This window comes from Gordonibacter sp., from assembly GCF_036667095.1.
Lineage (GTDB): Bacteria > Actinomycetota > Coriobacteriia > Coriobacteriales > Eggerthellaceae > Gordonibacter.
Map to the genome: position 1 here is coordinate 1 of NZ_JAVWUP010000016.1, position 17,318 is coordinate 17,318.

General features: G+C 62.2%; 12 protein-coding genes and 1 riboswitch. Of the genes, 8 read left to right on the forward strand and 4 right to left on the reverse strand.

Annotated elements, in window-relative coordinates; all coding sequences use genetic code 11:
• The 3 genes from RR842_RS03055 to RR842_RS03065 all read left to right on the forward strand — a co-directional run.
• On the forward strand, nucleotides 1-329 hold a 329-nt coding region (locus tag RR842_RS03055), incomplete at its 5' end, for an FAD-binding protein (protein ID WP_332728954.1).
• Between the two features lie 245 nt (nucleotides 330-574).
• Entirely contained in the window at nucleotides 575-1,861 is a 1,287-nt protein-coding gene (locus RR842_RS03060; protein ID WP_332518390.1) for an MFS transporter, read from the forward strand.
• A gap of 212 nt (nucleotides 1,862-2,073) precedes the next feature.
• Nucleotides 2,074-2,277: a cold-shock protein gene (locus RR842_RS03065; protein WP_332515098.1), complete on the forward strand. Its 204-nt coding sequence runs from the start codon at nucleotides 2,074-2,076 to the stop codon at nucleotides 2,275-2,277.
• 305 nt (nucleotides 2,278-2,582) lie between these two features.
• On the opposite strand, the gene queA is transcribed toward RR842_RS03065, so the two are convergent.
• The 4 genes from queA to RR842_RS03085 form a co-directional block, all read right to left on the reverse strand.
• Nucleotides 2,583-3,668, reverse strand: a complete 1,086-nt coding sequence (gene queA / locus RR842_RS03070; RefSeq protein ID WP_332515100.1) for a tRNA preQ1(34) S-adenosylmethionine ribosyltransferase-isomerase QueA — start codon at nucleotides 3,666-3,668, stop codon at nucleotides 2,583-2,585.
• A 63-nt stretch (nucleotides 3,669-3,731) separates the two neighbouring features.
• A complete protein-coding gene (locus tag RR842_RS03075) occupies nucleotides 3,732-4,553 on the reverse strand; it encodes an epoxyqueuosine reductase QueH (protein WP_332728956.1) in 822 nt (273 codons plus the stop codon).
• Between the two features lie 14 nt (nucleotides 4,554-4,567).
• Nucleotides 4,568-5,086, reverse strand: coding sequence for a cob(I)yrinic acid a,c-diamide adenosyltransferase (locus RR842_RS03080; protein ID WP_332728957.1), 519 nt, complete (start codon nucleotides 5,084-5,086; stop codon nucleotides 4,568-4,570).
• A 106-nt stretch (nucleotides 5,087-5,192) separates the two neighbouring features.
• On the reverse strand, nucleotides 5,193-5,591 hold the full coding sequence (locus tag RR842_RS03085) for an MGMT family protein (protein WP_332728958.1): 399 nt from the start codon (nucleotides 5,589-5,591) through the stop codon (nucleotides 5,193-5,195).
• 330 nt (nucleotides 5,592-5,921) lie between these two features.
• Nucleotides 5,922-6,108: riboswitch (cobalamin riboswitch) on the forward strand.
• A gap of 19 nt (nucleotides 6,109-6,127) precedes the next feature.
• Between RR842_RS03085 and RR842_RS03090 the strand changes: the two genes are divergently transcribed.
• The 5 genes from RR842_RS03090 (at nucleotide 6,128) to RR842_RS03110 (ending at nucleotide 17,168) form a co-directional block, all read left to right on the forward strand.
• The gene (locus tag RR842_RS03090; protein ID WP_332728959.1) at nucleotides 6,128-12,991 is read left to right on the forward strand and encodes a DUF4430 domain-containing protein; all 6,864 of its coding nucleotides are present in this window, start codon (nucleotides 6,128-6,130) and stop codon (nucleotides 12,989-12,991) included.
• 3 nt (nucleotides 12,992-12,994) lie between these two features.
• Nucleotides 12,995-13,798: a DUF4430 domain-containing protein gene (locus tag RR842_RS03095; protein WP_332512688.1), complete on the forward strand. Its 804-nt coding sequence runs from the start codon at nucleotides 12,995-12,997 to the stop codon at nucleotides 13,796-13,798.
• Nucleotides 13,799-14,111: 313 nt separating this feature from the next.
• Complete coding sequence (locus RR842_RS03100; RefSeq protein ID WP_332512687.1) at nucleotides 14,112-14,975, forward strand: energy-coupling factor transporter transmembrane component T; 864 nt, start codon at nucleotides 14,112-14,114, stop codon at nucleotides 14,973-14,975.
• Nucleotides 14,975-16,465, forward strand: coding sequence for an ATP-binding cassette domain-containing protein (locus tag RR842_RS03105; RefSeq protein ID WP_332728960.1), 1,491 nt, complete (start codon nucleotides 14,975-14,977; stop codon nucleotides 16,463-16,465). The genes RR842_RS03100 and RR842_RS03105 overlap by 1 nt, the downstream gene beginning before the upstream one ends.
• Complete coding sequence (locus RR842_RS03110; RefSeq protein ID WP_332512683.1) at nucleotides 16,458-17,168, forward strand: ECF transporter S component; 711 nt, start codon at nucleotides 16,458-16,460, stop codon at nucleotides 17,166-17,168. Before RR842_RS03105 ends, RR842_RS03110 begins: the two co-directional genes overlap by 8 nt.
• Nucleotides 17,169-17,318 lie beyond the last annotated feature (150 nt).

Consider the following 17,318-nt stretch of genomic DNA (forward strand, 5'->3'; position numbering starts at 1 on the left):
ATAAGGCAAAAACGCTGCTGCATTCGTTGCGGTGGTACCATCTGGGGTTTGCATTTGTGTGGGTTATCGCGTTTGCGAGCCTTCCCTTCGGAGACAGCAGCTCTGCGGGCCTGTTGGCGGTCGTGGGCGGCATCCATGTTTCCGATCACTTCGAAGTGATCGACGCGGAGGATCGTCCGGTCGAAGGCCTGTACGCCATAGGCAACTGCTCGGGCGATCTGTACGCCTACGACTACCCCATCAACGTGCAGGGCAACAGCCATGGGCGCTGTCTGGTGGGGGGCAAATGCCTCGGTGAGCAACTGGCCGGCGTGTACCAGGAGATATAAGCGTCACCCTGAAAGACGATTCCCCTCCCTTGCCCGAAGGGCTCGCCCCGTAGATGGGTGGCGAGCCCTTCGTGGCGTTTATGCTGATCGGACATATTTTTCGGCAGAAGACTCGTCGCTTTGTTAACTCATGGTGACTTTATGGTGATCGGCAGATTACGGCCCCATTCTGGCTGGTTCCACTAAAGTAACTGCCTTGTAATCCCGTTCGGGTCGCCTTCGAAATTTAGAAGGAATCAAACAAAATGAATATGAAGCAATGGCTGGTCCAGCCTCAGCGAAAGCTCGGACCTCTAGGACTCGTTGTCCTCCTCGTCGTCTCCAGTCTGGTGACACCCCTGTCCTTAGATATGTACACGCCCGCCGTCCCGCATATGGCGGAGCTGTTCTCGACCTCAACCGGCATGGTCAACCTGACCTTGGTAGGGTACTTCCTGTTCTTCGCCGTGGGCTTGCTGCTGTTTGGCCCGGTGAGCGACCGCTACGGACGTCGTCCGGTACTGCTGGCGGGCGTCCTGGTCTACACGGTAGGCAGTGCGTTTTGCGCTTTGTCCCTGGATATCTGGATGTTCATCTTCTTCCGTGTGGTGCAGGCACTGGGTGCCGGTGCCGTCAGCGCGGTGGCGACGGCCATCGTGAAGGATGCGTTCGTGCCCCAGAGGCGCGCCGCCATCCTCTCGCTCGTCCAGATCATGTTCGTGATCGGGCCGGTGCTGGCTCCGTTCTTGGGCGCCCTCATCATGCAGGTGGTCAACTGGCGCATGACGTTCGTCGCCCTGGGTGCCGTCGGTGTGGGATGCTGCACGCTGGCCGTGATGTTCGAGGAGACGCTCCCAGCCGAAAAGCGCTTCGAGGGCAGCGTGTTCAGCAGTCTGGGGCGTTTGGGCGTGGTGGCCCGCAATAAGGGATTCGCCTCGTTTCTGGGTATCGTGGGCCTGTTCAACCTGCCGTTCATGGCCTACATTGCCGTGGGTTCGTATATCTACATCTCATTTTTCGGGCTTAGCGAGATCGAGTACAGCCTGTTCTTCGCCGCTGCCGCCCTACTGACCGCAGCGGGTCCGGTTATCTGGCTGAAGGTGTCGAAGCATATCAGCGCGCGTCGCTTTACCAGCATCTTGCTGGCGGTGGCGCTCGGCTCCGGTGCGGCCATGCTGCTGGTGGGCGAGCTGACGCCCGTGCTGTTCTGTCTCACGTTCCTCGTGTTCGCCATGACGGAGGCCTGCGTACGCCCCTACAGCACCGACATCCTGCTCTCGCAGCAGGAAAGCGATGCCGGTGCAGCCTCGTCGCTCATCAACTTCGCCCATACGGCCATCGGGTGCGTGGGCATGGCGCTGGCTGTGCTGCCTTGGCCCAACTACGTTGTAGGCGTCGGATCGCTTGTTGTGGTTACCATGGCGTTTGCGGGCATCTGTTGGATCGCCCTGCTCAAATCGCGCATCCTTCTTCCCGGCATCAAGGATGATATGCCGAAAGATGCAGGTGAGGAAGCGGGCGCACGTATTCCTGTGCAAGATCGTGCCCAATAGGGAAGCGTACGCACTGCTGTTATCGAGCGGTTTTTCGGTCCGATACCTTACAAAACGGTAAAAAACCGGTGAAACCGCAAATCTCGAAGTTTTTTCCTTCGAGATAGCGTATAGTAAACACGTGCTCTCGAGGTGAGGGCGAGTGCTCCCGCAAGGCGGCTGCATACAGTGTTACCTCCTTGAGTGGTCAAGGAGAGGAAAGAGGATTTAAAATGGCGGAAGGTACTGTTAAGTGGTTCAACCCCGAAAAAGGCTATGGGTTCATCTCTCAGAATGATGGCGAAGATCTGTTCGTCCACTTCTCTGAGATCAAGATGGACGGGTTCAAGACCCTTGACGAAGGTTCTGCAGTGCAGTTCGACGTCACGACTGGCCAGAACGGCAAGCTCCAGGCAAGCAACGTGACGAAGGCATAACCGCCGATTCACATTTTATGCCGAAATGGCCCCGCATTTGCGGGGTCATTTTTCTATGGGGAAGAAGGGGTATGTTTTGGCTTATTGCAGGCGCCTGCACGCCTGTGGCGAGGTGCGCAGCGGCATCTGCGGCGTGGGCAGCATCGCCGACGGCGTAGCGGCTGGCAGGGCGATCTTCGCGGTGTAGCATTTGTCGGGCGAATGCGGAGTGGTGTCGTAGAACGCAAAAAGGCCCTCGGTCTTTTGGGATTCCGAGGGCCTTTTTGCGTGAGAAAGGCGACGACGCGCAGCTTCGAGGCGATTGTCTACGCGATGAACATGGCGTCGCCGAAGGAGAGCAGGCGGTAGCGCTCCTCGATGGCGTGGGCGTAAGCGGCCATGATATTCTCGCGAGTGCTGAAAGCGCTGACGAGCATCATGAGCGTGGATCGCGGCACGTGGAAGTTTGTGACGAGCGCGTCCACTACGTGGAACTCGCTGCCGGGCAGGAGATAGAGCGACGTCGCCTCGCGCTCGCGCGGCGTGACGGTGCCCGCTTCTGCGTCCCAGGCGCTTTCCAGGCTGCGCACGCTCGTGGTGCCCACGGCGATGACGCGCCCGCCGCACTCGCGCGTCTCGGCGATGGCGCTCACGGTGCGCTCGGGCACGGTGTAGCGCTCGGTATGGATGGTGTGCTGCTCGGGGTCGTCCTCGTCCACGATGCGGAACGTGTCCAGGCCCACTTCCAGCTCTACTGTTTCCCAGCGCACACCCTGTTCGCGCAGGCGCTCGATCAGCTCGGGCGTGAAGTGCAGGCCGGCCGTAGGCGCCGCTGCCGAACTTTCGCGGCGGGAGTACACGGTCTGGTAGAGTTCTTCGTCGCCGGCGTAGTTCTTGATGTAGGGAGGCAGCGGCGCGTGGCCCACGGCGTGTAGCGCCTCGTCGAGCGAGGGCAGCGACGTGGCCAGGCGGGCCAGGCGCTCGCCCTTCTCGGCGTTCTCGACCCAGTCAACGATCTCGGCAGAGAGTGCCACATTGCCGTTTGCGTCGGAGAAGTCCACGATGGCACCCGTCCCCGGCTTCAGGCGCTTGCCAGGGCGCACGAGCACTTCCCACAGCGCGCTCTTGTCGGTCTTCGCCTCGTGCGCTGGCATCTCGCGCAGCAGAAACACCTCGGCTGCACCGCCCGTGCCGCGCTTCGTGCCTAAGAGGCGCGCCGGCATGACGCGCGTCTCGTTGGCTACTAGCAGATCGCCGGGGCGCAGGTAGTCCGCGATGTCGCGGAAGATACGGTCTTCCAAGGCGCCGGTTGTGCGGTTCATCACCAGCAGGCGGCATCCGTCGCGCTGGGCGGCGGGCTCCTGCGCGATGAGCTCGGGGGGCAGATTGTAGTCGAAATCGGAGGTTCTCATGGGTGTTCCTTTGGAGGGTATCCTGTTCGGCGCGCCGAGGAGGCGCTTGTTCGGAACTTTCCATTATAGGCATTTGCCGTGACGGTGAGAAGCCGGGTCTTCAAGTGCTCGGCCTGCTTTCGAGAGGCGCTGGTTGCGCAACTCCTTCAGGGCGGCGCGCTTCTTGGCCTGCTTGTCGGCGTAGGCCTGTCGCTCGGCTCGGCGGGTCGCGCGGGCGGCTTCCTCGGCTTCGCGCTCGGCGGCGTGCTCCTCGAGGCGTGCCGCGCGTTCGGCTGCGCGCTCGCGGCGGCGCAGGTCGCGCTCGGCGGCCGCCTCGGCATCCGAGAGGCGGCATCCGCAGTAGTTCTGACGGTACATGCCCAGCTCGCGGCTACGATGCGTGGCCTCGTCGTAGAAGGGGCGGTAGTCCTCGAACAGGGCGGCTACTCCTGCGTTGGCCGCCGCGCGCTCCAACTCCTCATGGATGACCTCGGTGAACTGGTAGGGGCTTACCGACAACGTGGTACCGATCGCATCGAACCCTTGAGCGGCTGCCCGTTGCGCGGTGCGCTCGAAGCGTAGGCGGTAGCATGCGCGGCAGCGGGCCTCGCGCAGGGCGGGCTGGATTGCCACCTGCTCCATGTTGCCCCCGGCTGCGTGGAGCGCCGTTTCGCCCACGCGCCCGGCACCGGCCTCCCAGGCAGCCGGCTCGTACACGTCGTCGATGACGGGGACGCCCTCCGATTCCGCCCAGGCGCGCAGCGTGTCCAGACGCCGTGCGTACTCGTCGGCTGGGGCGATGTTCGCGTTGGAGAACAGGATGGTTATATCGTGCCCCTCCTCGCGCAGCAGGCGCAAGGGCTCGAGCGAGCATGGCCCGCAGCACGCGTGTAACAGCAGCTTCATGGTGCTTCGCCTCCTTAGAACTCTATGCCGCGCCGTGCGGGGGTACCGCTGGCGAAGTAATGCTTCACCTCGCGCATCTCGGTTACCAGGTCGGCCGCTGCCATGACCTCTTCGCTTGCGTAGCGGCCGGTGAGCACCAGCTCGACTCCGCTGGGGCGGGCCTGCACCAGCTCAAGCAGGCTGCCCGGCTCGAGATATTCCAGATGATCTGCCACGTTCACCTCGTCGAGGACGACGATGTCGTACCTTCCGCTTGTAAGCGCAGCCTGTGCCGCCTCGAATCCTGCCTGCGCCGCTCGGGTGTCTGCCTCGGCATCGGGCGCATCCAGCTCGCGTCCCGTGCCGTACTGTTCGGCCGCGATGGCATCGCCCATCAGTGCGAAGACATTCAGTTCGCCGGTGGGGTTGTTCTTCATGAACTGCCCGAAGTACACGTGCAGCCCGGTGCCGGCCGCGCGGACGGCCAGCCCGACGGCTGCGGTCGTCTTTCCCTTGCCGCTGCCGGTGTACACTTGTGTTCTTCCTTGTTCCATGAAGCCGGGTCCTCTCTTTCGATTATCTCGCCATCTGAGGGGGCAGGTAGGGGGCAGGGTTGGGGGCAGGGTATGTGGCAATCCGCCGTCTTGTGTTGCTGGGGGGCTAGTCGCCCAGCTCGCGCTCCCAATCGAAGCCGGGCGGAGGCGCGAGAGGTATTTCGGGCTCCTCGACTTCGCCCGAAATGCCGTCCCAGGCGCAGGCTCCCATATCGATATGGTCGTCGTCGACGAAGGTGATGCCTTCCTCTTCCAGCATGGTGCGCTGCACCTCGGGTCCTCCGAACGCGTAACCGCGGCACAGGCCGCCGTCCTTGAACACTACGCGATGGCAGGGGATGCTGTTCACCTCGGCACCCGGATCGGGGTTGGCGTGGAGCGCGTAGCCTACGTAGCGCGCTGATCGCGGGGCGCCGACCAAGCGGGCTACCTGCCCATAGGTTGCCACTTTCCCTGTCGGGATGCGTCGAACTACGGTAAACACTTTGTCCGAGAACTCGCCCACTGCTGCCTGTTATCCTTCTAGTTCGTCCTGCATGCCTTGATGCTGCAAGGGTACCGCATTGGGCGCAGCAGCGAAAGAGGGCGGCGGGGGTCTGCGTGCTCATCGGGGTGGTGTTCGGTTACTACCCCGCACGGCGCGCTGCGAAGCTGGATCCGGTGGAGTCGCTGGGCTTCCAGTAAAGGTAGTGCAGGGGCCGATCATGCTCTGACCGGCCCCTGCGGCGAAATGTCAGGTCTGTGGCCTTACGAATTGCGTTGGCTTCGATTGCGTTTCGCGAGAAATAGCAATCTGCGAGCGATGCGCCTGGGCGCCTATGCGCTATACTTCAACGCGTTGATTGGCAATGATGGTTGCGTCGGGCACGGCGCCGTCCGCTTGCGGACGAGGGGAATGCGGGTGGGAATCCCGCGCTATACCAGTAACCGTAAACGCTGATGGGACGGACAAGGCCGCAGGCGTGGGGCCCGTTCCTGATGAGGCGAAGTCGGACTACCTATCCATCGTACCTCGTGGCCCTGGAAAGAGAGGTTCCGACTATGCTCGGTTCTTTGTTCGTGCGCATCGGCTCAGACGGTGCAAGCATTCCCCAGAGATTGTTCTCGCTGCTGCTCTCGCTGGTGTTGGCGGCATCGCTGGTGCCGAGCGTGGCCTGGGCGGATGCGACAAGCGTTGGTTCCGTGGAAAGCGCCTCTCCGACAGAGGGCGCCCCGGACGTCGAAGGCGAGCAGCCGGATGCTCCTGCCTTGGTGCCGGATGCGGCCGCGCCTTCGGAGGAGCCCGAGCTCGAACCCGTTGCCCCGGAGGCAACAAAGCCTCCTTTGTCCGATAGCTCGGCATCCAAGGAGGCTCTGCAAAGCCCTCCGTCCAATTCCGCCGAGCAAGCACCGCCTTTGCCGGTCGAGACCCTCTCGACCGAGCTGGATTCAGAGCGCGCGTTCGACAAGAGGGTGTACGTCTTCATCCAGGATGCGCAGGACAAGGGCGGCATGTCGAAGGTGACGGGCGCTCTCGAAGTTGGGACCGAATTATGGGCGAACGTCAACGACTATGCTTCCGACACGTCCATCGCGCATGACGCCTCGTGGAGCTATCAGTGGCTGAGCGCACCAAGCCAGTCGTCCAGTGTTTCCAGCTATGCTCCGATTCCGGGTCAAACGTCCCAGAACCTCGCGATCACCGACGAGCTGGCACGGCAGTTGTCCGGCTCGTACCTTGCCATCAGGGTTACGGTGGAAGGTGCTGACTACTTCGGCCCGGGGTTCTCTGGCATTACTTCGAGCTCTGTGCCCGGCCCGATCAGGCTTGCTGGGGCGGTCGACATCTACGCAACCTCACTTGCTAAGGGTGCTGCGGGCACCTATGTGTTCTCGGTGGGCGATACCGTGACGGCAAGGGCCAAGGAAAAAGGCGCCACGGATTTCATCGGTAGCGACAAGCTGAACTACCAGTGGCAGGTGAGCACGGACAATTCGGTCTTTACCGACATTGCCGGGCAGACGGCTTGTGACTTGATGCTTGATGCCGGCTATGAGGGTAAGTTCGTCAGGTGCGCCATTTCGGCCAAGATTGGCGCGAGTAAAAGCACCACCACGGCAACTAAGGCAATCGGTGCCGTTGGCGCCGTCAACGTTACGTCGGTTTCTGCGAGCAAGAACGGCAATCTGTATCCGGGCGACGTGATCGTGGCCAGTGCCGCATCCGGATCCGTCGATGTGACTACCAGCGACAAGCTGACCTGGTCGTGGTATCGCGGCAATACCGCAGGCACGGCGACCACTCGCATAGAGGATGCTACCACCAGCACGCTTACGGTGACCGAGGACATGATGGGCGCGTACCTCGTGGCGTGTGTCGATGGCGGTTTCGGTGAAGTGAAGGCTTCGGCTGCAGGTCCCGTGGTGCAAAAGGGAGCCTTCAAGCTGTATAAAGTGGAGGCTTCCGGTTCGGCCGAGGTGGGCAAGACGCTCAATGCTGTTGCCTATGGCGATGACGACCGCGGTACTCCCGTCTCCGACCAAGCGATTGTGAGCTATCAGTGGCAATATGCCAGCACCAGTACAACGTCGGATACCGCATTCAAAGATATTCCCGGGGCCACGAGCAAGGCCTATACGGTTGCCGCCGATATGCTGGGTAACTACCTGCGCGTGAAGGCGACGAGTCTCAACGTTTCAACAAGCACCTCTAAACCCTATGGTGGGTCTACGCAGCCGGTCAGCCCCTTAGGGCCGGTTAAGCTTGCGGGTGCCTATGACCTGTCTTCCGTGAAGCTTGCTTCGTCGGGGCAAGCTATGCAGGCGGGCGCGGTGATCACGCCCACGGCGCGGTATAAGAAAGGTTCTTTCGAATACGATGTTCCTGCTGATGCGAAGGTGACCTATACCTGGCTTGTGTCCGACGCGCAAACGGGCACCTTTGTGCCTCTGGCTTCAGGAGCGGATGCTTCCGGTAAGCTTACGCTCGATGCTGCCCTGGTGGGCAAGTGGGTAAAAGTCTCGGCGAGCGCGTTGGTAAACGATGCAGCCAGCACTGCGTACCGTGTGTTGGCTGAAGGCGGGTACGACCTGCTGCGCGTGACGCTTTCCCCTAATTCGGGCGACCTGTTCACGGGTGATAAGATCGCGGCGAAGGTGCAGGCAAAAAATCTGACGGGCCTGTCAACAGGCGATGACGTAAGCGATAACGTGAGCCTGGTGTGGTCTGTCAGCGATACGGCGCAGGGAGTGTTTGTGCCGCTTGATGGCGTGGGTTCCAAGACGCTAGCCATTCCCGCTGAGGCGGCAGGCAAATTCCTCAAGGCAACGGCAACAAGTGGAGACTCGTCGGTTGAGGCGGTCACGTCGCGGGCCGTTGTCGATTCGGATACCCTTGAGGGCGCGGCTAGAAAGCTCGAGGCGAAATCCTTCAAGGCGACCCCGACGTACGGGCAAGACGCCAATATAAACGAGGTGGTGCGGGCGAAGCTCGCAGAACTGGGTTATAACGATATCGCCGTTACCACAAAATCGGCGGTCGCGCGCAAGACAAACGAGAGCGCAACGGTGGGGGTCTCGGTCGTCGATGGTGATACCAATGGGGATATCACCTATTTCTTCATGGATCCTGACGAGGCGCCCAGCATGTCTTTGTCGTATACGCAGTTGCGGCAGTTCGATTTCACGTTCGTGCTCTCGCGGGGCGATCAAACGTATGAGTATGCGCCTTTCTATGCCGGGACGATGCCATGGGATGAGTCGCGGGTGTCTGCGCTGCTTGAACAGAAGGCCGAGATGCTTGCAATGGGTTTTGCTTCGGGCGATACGGTCGATGCTGTTACCAAGAACATCACGCTGCCCTATAAGCTGAAGGATGGCTCTGGTGCGACGAAGTCCTGGTCAAGTGTGACATGGGCTTCTTCTGATAAAGCGGTTGTGGCAATTCAGGGCTCCGGTTGGTCCGACAGTACCGGCAAAGTGGTGCGCTCGGCCTCGGATCGGACGGCAATGCTGACGGCGACGGTGTCTGCTGGCACCATTGCGTCATCGGGCGGCCCCGTCACGACCATCGAAAAGGCCTTTCCGGTAACCGTGAAGGGCGATCCCGACAAGATGGCTGCCGAGAAGGCTGCCCTGGAGAAGAAGGTGCAGGCAAACTTCACCTACGACAATCTCAAACTTGTCGAAATGGGCGCCCCGGTTGATAAGGATGCGGTGGCGGGAGATTTGAGCCTCCCGAACCCTGGAACGATTGGAGTTGACGGCAAGTATTATGCGGTGGCCTACAAGGCCTCAAACGATGCCGTCGTGGTCAACACCTATCGCGGTGCGGTTTACCGCCCGCTGCCAGGTGCCGGAAAAGCGCCCGTCGACCTTACCGTGACGGTGACGGACAAGGCGAACCCCGAGATAACTGCCACGAAAACGCTCTCAATACAGATCGCTCCCCTCGAGCAAGTAGATGTCGACCGCGAGCTGGAGCTTATGGAGGCGGCCAAGTCTGGCTACTTTGCAGCCCTTGCGAACGGCCAGTCGTCGAACGCGGTCACGCAAAACCTGCACGCCTTCCAGAAAGCCTACTTCGATGCATCGGGCGCCCTTGCGTGGACTTACGACTATGCGTCGACGAACGCTGCGGGTAGCGGTATCGTGCCGGTCGATCTGGAGGGCTACGACTCCATGGGGTCGGAGGGCTGGCGTTTGTTCAAATCCAGCCGTCCGAACGTGGTGGCACATGAAAACTTGCTGGTCAAACAACCTGAGTACAACACGCCGGTAACTCTGAACTCGCGTCTTTCGAGCGAGAAATACGCCCGCTATGCCGAGCGTTATCCTGAAAACACCAGCTTTCAGCAGCTTGCGAACCAAAACGTCTCGGCTGCGTTCACGGTGGTGGGAACGAGCGGACAGGTTGATCCCTGGGTTACGGCAACCTGCTCGGTTATCGGTGTGGACAAAGACGGCAACCAGCAGACGTGGGCTGCGGCGCAGCCTTATACGCTTGCAAGTGGGGCTACGGTGGCAGCGGTATCCGAAGCGATGTTCGAAGCGACGGGATTGACGGCGGACTTCGGGGTGGGTCAGTGGGGCTGGGCTCTCAATTCCCTCACCTCTCCTTTCGATGCGGGCTTGAAGCTTGCGTGGGGCACTCTTCCCAATAAAGGTTGGTCATACTATGTCAACGGAAAGGATTTGGGCGTAGGCGCAGGCAGCTATGCGGTTCAGCCTGGAGACAGCGTTATGTGGCGCTATGGTGCTTGGGACGATCCCGCTCCGACCGACCAGCTGTCGGTGACCTGCGAGGTTGTTGGTGCAAATGTCGATGGGGCTGCCCAGACATGGGCTTCGCCGGTTACCTTGACGATGGGCAAGGGCACGACGGCGGCCGACTTGTCGAAGGCCATGTTCTCGCAGACGGGGCTGAAGGCCAATGCGGGTAACGGGTCGTTTGGCTGGTATTTGAACAGTATCTTCTCGCCCTACGATGGTGTCGAACTGAAGTCGGTGGAAGTCTCGCCGGGAGTTTGGAGGTCCTGGCAGCTTTTCATCAACGGAGCGTATGCCAACACAGGCGCGAGTGGCTATACCTTGCAAGCTGGCGATACGGTGTCGTGGGTCTACGGGTCGGATGGCACTATGCCGGGGCAGGTTGCGGTCGCCGCGCAAATATTAGGCTTAGATGCAAGCGGTACTACTCAAGTATGGGCTCGCGAGTCTTCGTACCGGATGATCGAAGGGGCCACGGCGGCTGATTTGTCCGAGCAGGTATTCGCAGCAAAGGGCATCGAGGCGAGTTATGACCCGAAGGGCACGTATGGATGGGTGCTCGAGTCGGTCACGTCGCCGTTCTCCAAAAGCGTTACGCTTGTTAACGAGAGTGTGCCGCCCTATCGTTACTGGCAGCTTTTCATCAACGGCAAATCCTCGGACTACGGTGCGGGTTCGGTTGCGTTGCAACCTGGTGACCGCGTGGTCTGGTGCTATTCCACGTATGGCTCTAGCCTTCCCAGCCCTGGCGAGGTGGTCATCGTGCCGGACGCCTCGCGTCCGAGCTACGATTCGTCGTGGGCAGGCTTCGGCAGCGGGTCTGCGGGTGGCGCGGTGGTCGAACGCCCCACGCCGTCGCAATCCGCCGAGCAGGCTTGGGCCTACAACTTCAAGGAGGGCGCGCAGGGCGATGCGAGTGTGTCGGAACCCCTGGTGGTGAACGGCTCGATCTATCTGGTAGTGAACGGCGAGCTGCGCGTGGTCGATGCTGCCACGGGTGCAGTGAAAAAGGACAAGAGCGGTCGGGAACTTCGTGCGAATGTAGGATCGACCAGCGCTTACTGCAACCGTCCGGTATACAGCGGCGGCATTGTCGTCGTGCCTTCCGACAACGGAAGCCTGACCGCATTCACGGCCGACACGCTCACCTGCGTCTGGAAGACCTCGCCGCTCGGGGTGGGCGATAGCAAGCTGGGCTACCAGTCGCTCTCGTCGCTTACCGTGAACGGCTCGTACGTGTATGCGGCCTTCACCATGGTCGGTGCGGGAGGCGTTGGCGTGCGCGGCACGCTCGTGTGCGTGAACTTGGCCGACGGCACGGTTGCGTGGATGCAGCCTGATACTGAAGGGTCAAAATCCGCTGGTTACTATTGGGCTGGTGCGGCCGCTTCGGGCGACGACCTCGTTATCGGCGACGAGTCGGGTGCCGTCAAGCTTGTCGACGGGCAGACCGGCAACGTGCTGTCTTCCGTTTCGGTCGGCGCGTCCGTTCGTGCGGGCATCGTGTCGATTCCTGCGACGGCGCGCGGTGCCGAATCGACGTTCGCTGCGGTGGCGACGGACGGCGTCTTGCATGTGATCACCCGCAACGGAGACACCCTGAGCGAGGTGGGCTCGGTGAAGTTCGCCAGCAAGTCGACTTCGACTCCGGCATCGACGGGTGGCAAGGCGTTCGTGTGTGGTCTCGATGCAGATGGCTACGGCACGCTTTCGGTGATCGACTTGGAAGCGCTCTGCGTCGCGCAAACGGTGCGCGGAGGCAGGGGCGAGGCGCAGTCGTCGCCCTTGGTGTCGGTGCAAAGCGATGGAACCTATGCGTACTTCACCTGCAACGGGGCTCCCGGTGGCGTGTACGGTTATCGTCTGGGCGACGTGTCGGCCTACACGCTGTTCACGCCGGGCGACGGCCAGCAGAGCTATGGCTTGGGATCGGTTGTTGCCGACGAGAAAGGCAACCTGTACTACACGAACGACTCGGGCCATCTGTTTGCGCTCAAAGGCCAGGAAGGCGTGCGCGTGACTTTCGAGTCGAACGGCGGCTCCTACGTGGGAACTTCCTACGTCGCGCTGGGCAAGGCGGTTCTGCGGCCGACCGATCCTGTACGGCAGGGCTCTACGTTCGACGGGTGGTTCTCCAACGCCGCCTGCACGGCAGCATGGGATTTCAACACGGCGGTGCAGGAGGGCATAACGCTGTATGCCAAGTGGAAAGATGCCGAAGCACCAGGCGGCAACACGCCCGGAGGCGATCCGAGTAGCCAGCCGGATGGCGGCTCGAACGGAAGTGGCGGTTCTACGGGAAACGATGCAGGCAATCAAGGCGGCAAGGGCGCTTCTGGCTACGTGTCTGCTGCGAATGCGCCGCTCACGAAAACTCCGGGGAAATCGGTCGATGGGGAGAAGAAGGCTGCGGCGGATGCCTCCTCGAAGAGTGCTGGTAGGGACGCGTCGGCGTCCGGCAAGGAGGTAACGCCGCTGTCTGCTGCGACGGGCGGTGAGGCTGAGGCTGCGGCTGCAGGCGGGTCTGCGGGCGGCGTGAACCCCTGGGCGGCAGGTGGTATTGCGGCAGGCGTCGTGGGCCTGGCTTGTGCGACGGTCTACCTTGTTCGGACGCGTCGCAAGCCCGGTACTCCGGGCACCTCGACGGAAGGGAAGTAGATCATGGATGACGAGCGTATCGCACCCGGTTCCGAGAAAGACGAGCGTATCGCGCCGGCTCCCGCATTCGGTGGCCCCTCTGCGCCAGGGCCCGAAAGCGCACATTCCCCGCGTCGCCGCAAGGCCATTGCGGGCATCGTGGCGGCCTGCTCCGTCGTCCTCATCGGTGTGTCGGCATTCTTCCTCGTGCCCGCGATGGGCCAAGATGCGGCTCCCGGTATGCTCCAAACTACCAGCGAGCAAGCTGACAAGGCTGCAAATAACCAAGAAGCCCAGGCTTCTCAGGACAAGGCAGCTTCCGACAAAAGTGCCGCCGACGCTGCTTCTGCAGGCGAAGCCGATGCCTCGGCAGCTGGTTCGGGCGACGAGGCGAGTACGGCGGGCGCTGGCGCAACGGATGGAGGGGGTGGTTCTTCCTCGTCCCTGGCGGGCGCTTCCTCGGAATCGACGGCTCCTTCCGGCGGCTCATCGTCGAGTGCCGGGCGGCAGCCTCAAGACGATACCGTTACGGTATCGATTTCCGTATCCAGTTCGGCGGTGGGCAATCCGGTATCGGGCGGCACGACGGCCACCTTTGCGAAAGGGTCGACGGTTTACGATGCCCTTATGGCATGCGGGTTGTCGGTCAACGCCACGCCCAGCTCCTTTGGCACCTATGTGAATGCCATCGGCGGTTTGGCTCAGTTCGATCACGGTGGCGGCAGTGGGTGGGTGTATACCGTGAACGGGCAGACAATCAACGTGGCTTGCAGCAGCCAAGTTCTTCAAAACGGCGATACGGTGTCGTGGTTCTATACGACGGGATAATGACGATGGTCGTTCAGGATGTCCGACGAGCACAACCCTCGCACGAAAAACTAACCGGCTGCGTCGCGGTCTCTGGACAAGCGCGTGCTTTGTGCTATCGTGCGGTGCATGGCAGTGTTGTTTTACATCGGAGGAGAGTGGGGAATCATGGCGTTCAGTCCGAAGTTGGCCGTTGCCTTGGCCGCAATAGCTCTGGTGGGGGCAATCGCCCTTATCGCGTCGGTCGTGCTTACCGTGCACGCCTAGGCGAGGCGCGTCTCGTCGGTCCGTCTTTTTCCTGCTCTTGCGCGTTCGTGCGTAGGCGGGTGTCCGCATGAATCCGACGGCGTTCGATCGGTACCATCCTGCCGTTGCACTGCTGTATTTCACCGCAGTGCTGGTGTTCTGCATGGCGGCATTCCAGCCGGTATATCTGGTACTCGGCGCCTTTGCCGGATTCACCTACAGCGCCTACCTGCGCGGATGGCGCGCTGCACTGCGCAGCCTCACCTGGCAGTTGCCGCTGCTTCTTATTGTGACGTTGGCGAACCCGCTGTTCAGCGCCTCGGGCTCCACCGAACTGTTCCGCCTCGGCCTGCGTGCCGTGTACCTGGAGAGCTTGGCGTTCGGCCTGTGCATGGGTATCATGCTGGTCGCAGCCATGCTCTGGTTCTCGAACGCCTCGCAGGTTCTCACGTCCGATAAGGTCATGTCGCTGTTCGGCAACGTTGCGCCCACGCTTGCGCTCGTGCTGTCTATGACTATGCGGCTCGTGCCGCAGCAGGTGAGGCGTGGCTCCGAGATCGATGCCGTGCAGCGCGCCACGAGTGCGGCGCGGCCCGAGTCGATCAAGGAGAAGGGCGCATCCCGCCTGAGGCAGGTGTCGGTGTTGATGGGGTGGAGCATGGAGGACTCACTGGAAACTGCCGATGCCATGAAAGCACGTGGCTGGGGCGCTCGGGCAAAGCGCACCACGTATCGGCGCCATCGCTTCCGCGCGCGAGACGCCGCAGCCCTCGCGGTGATTGCGGTACTCGTGGCGGCGAACGCGTTTCTGGCATGGACAGCCTGCTCGCAGTTCTCGTTCTATCCGACTATGAGCGCATGCACGGTTTGGTGGGGCTATCTGCCCTATCTGGCGCTGCTGCTCTTGCCTCTGGCAGCACAGGTGGGAGAGGACATCCGATGGAGGCGGTAATGAAAAGCGCACCCTCCCTCGCCATCGATGCGGAGGGGTTCGGGTTCGGCTATCCCGATCGGGAGCCGGTGTTGGAAAACTTGTCGTGGACGGTCGAAGCCGGCTCTTTTGCGCTACTGGTGGGCGGTACCGGCAGCGGCAAGACCACGCTCCTGCGCTCCCTCAAGCCCGAGACGGCACCCGCAGGCAAGCGAAAGGGGCGCCTCGCTGTGTTCGGCCGCTCCTCTCAAGCGTGGCGCGACGGCGGCTCGGCCGCTGGTATCGGGTATGTGGCACAAAGCCCGGAGAACCAGATAGTCTGCGACACCGTGTGGCACGAGCTGGCCTTCGGGCTGGAGAACCTGGGCACGCCACCCGACGCCATGCGCCGCCGGGTGGCCGAGGTTGCGCACTTCTTTGGCATCGAGCCGTGGATCAGGCGCAGCACTGACGCTCTTTCCGGTGGCCAAAAGCAAATGGTCACGCTTGCGGCTGTTCTGGCCATGCAGCCGCGCCTGCTGCTGCTCGACGAGCCTACGGCGCAGCTGGACCCGGTGGCCGAGAAGAACTTCCTGCATGCGCTGTTCCGCATCAATCGCGAGCTGGGCATCACGGTGGTGGTGGCCACCCATGCGCCCGAGTCCGTAGCGGCGTACGCTACGGATGCCTTCGAACTGGAGGGGGGGTGCCTGTGCAAGGTGCCGCTCGAGCGGTTCTCGTTTGCGGGAACGGTCGCCGACGTTCCAGGCAACGACGCGTCCTCGGCCTCGGCGAAGGACGGCGACCGTCCTGTCCTCGAGTGCTGCGACGTCTTCTTCCGCTACTCGCGCGAGGGCGACTGGGTTTTGCGCGGAGCCGACTTAGAGGTGCCCGCAGGCAGCATCCATGCGATAGTGGGCGGGAACGGCTGTGGCAAGTCGACGTTGCTGCGCGTCTTGGCGGGTGTGCTGAAACCAGAGCGCGGGCGTACGCGCAACGCGTGCTCGAACGAGCAGGCGCTGCTGCCGCAGGACCCCAAGGCCCTGTTCGTCTGCGACTCCGTGCGTGAGGAGCTTGCCGAATGGCAGCAGCGGTGCGGCTACGGCGAGCTCGAGGTGGAGCGGGCGCTGTGTCAGTTCGGCTTGGCCGATGCGGTGGGCAACCACCCCTACGACCTTTCCGGCGGCCAGCAGCAGAAGTTGGCGCTGGCGAAAGTGCTGCTTACCCGCCCGCGCTTGGTGCTGCTCGACGAGCCGACGAAGGGTCTCGACGCAACGTCCAAGTTGGAGGTGGCGCGCCTGCTCGGCGCTTGCGCGCGCGAGGGGGCAACGATCGTGCTGGTCACACACGATCTGGCGTTCGCTTCGCGCGTGGCAGATCGCGTGTCCATGCTGTTCGACGGCGAAGCAGCCTGCACCGAAACCGCCTCTGCCTTTTTCCAGCGAAACCTCTTCTACCGTCCGGCACCCGACGGCTTCTTGGCGCTTTGGGATGCTGAAGGGACGGCGGAGCAGGATGGCTTGCATGAATGACGAGCCCGTCCGCACCCCGGTCGCCCGCATCCTCTGCGCCCTGGAAGCGCCCGCCTTGGTGGCCGCCCCCGCTGCGCTGATCTTGTGCGCCCTCTTCCAGGTCGAGCAGACGGCCCTGCTCACGCTCGTGGTGGTCCTGTGCGCCGTAGCCGTGTTCTTTGCTGGCTTCGAGGCATCGAAGCCCTCCTTGCGCCAGATCATGCCCACGGTAGTGCTCGGCGCGCTCGGTGCTGCGGGCCGCATACTGTTCGCGCCCGTCCCTGATTTCAAACCGGTGTCGGCCATCTGCATCATTGCGGGTGTCGTATTCGGGCGGCGCAGCGGCTTTATGGTGGGAGCTTTGGCGGCGCTCGTGTCGAACTTCTTCTTCGGCCAGGGCCCGTGGACGCCATGGCAGATGTACGCATGGGGGCTGGTAGGATACCTTGCGGGGGTATTGGCCGAACAGGGCGCCTTCGAACGCCGCTGGGTCGTCTACGTCTATGGCTTCCTCTCGGCGCTGCTGTACGGCCTGTTGCTGAACTCGTGGCATGTCGTCGGCTTCGTGAACCCGCTCACTTGGGAAGGCGCACTTTTGGCCTACGCGGCCGCTGCCCCCTTCGATGCGATGCACGGGGCGGCCACCGTCGCGTTCCTCGCCGCACTCTACGGGCCTTGGCGCAAGAAGCTCGAGCGCATCAAGCGCAAGTACGACCTCGTCTGAGCGTGACGCCGCGCACTGCCCGCCGTTGCGGCATCGCCTGCGCGACGGTGCTCGGTGCCGTCTCTGGATTGCCTGCCGCCTCCTCGTGGCAGCCCGCCCTCGCTGTTTTCGGCCCTCTTTTCGACCCTTTGCGCGCGATTTTCTCACGGG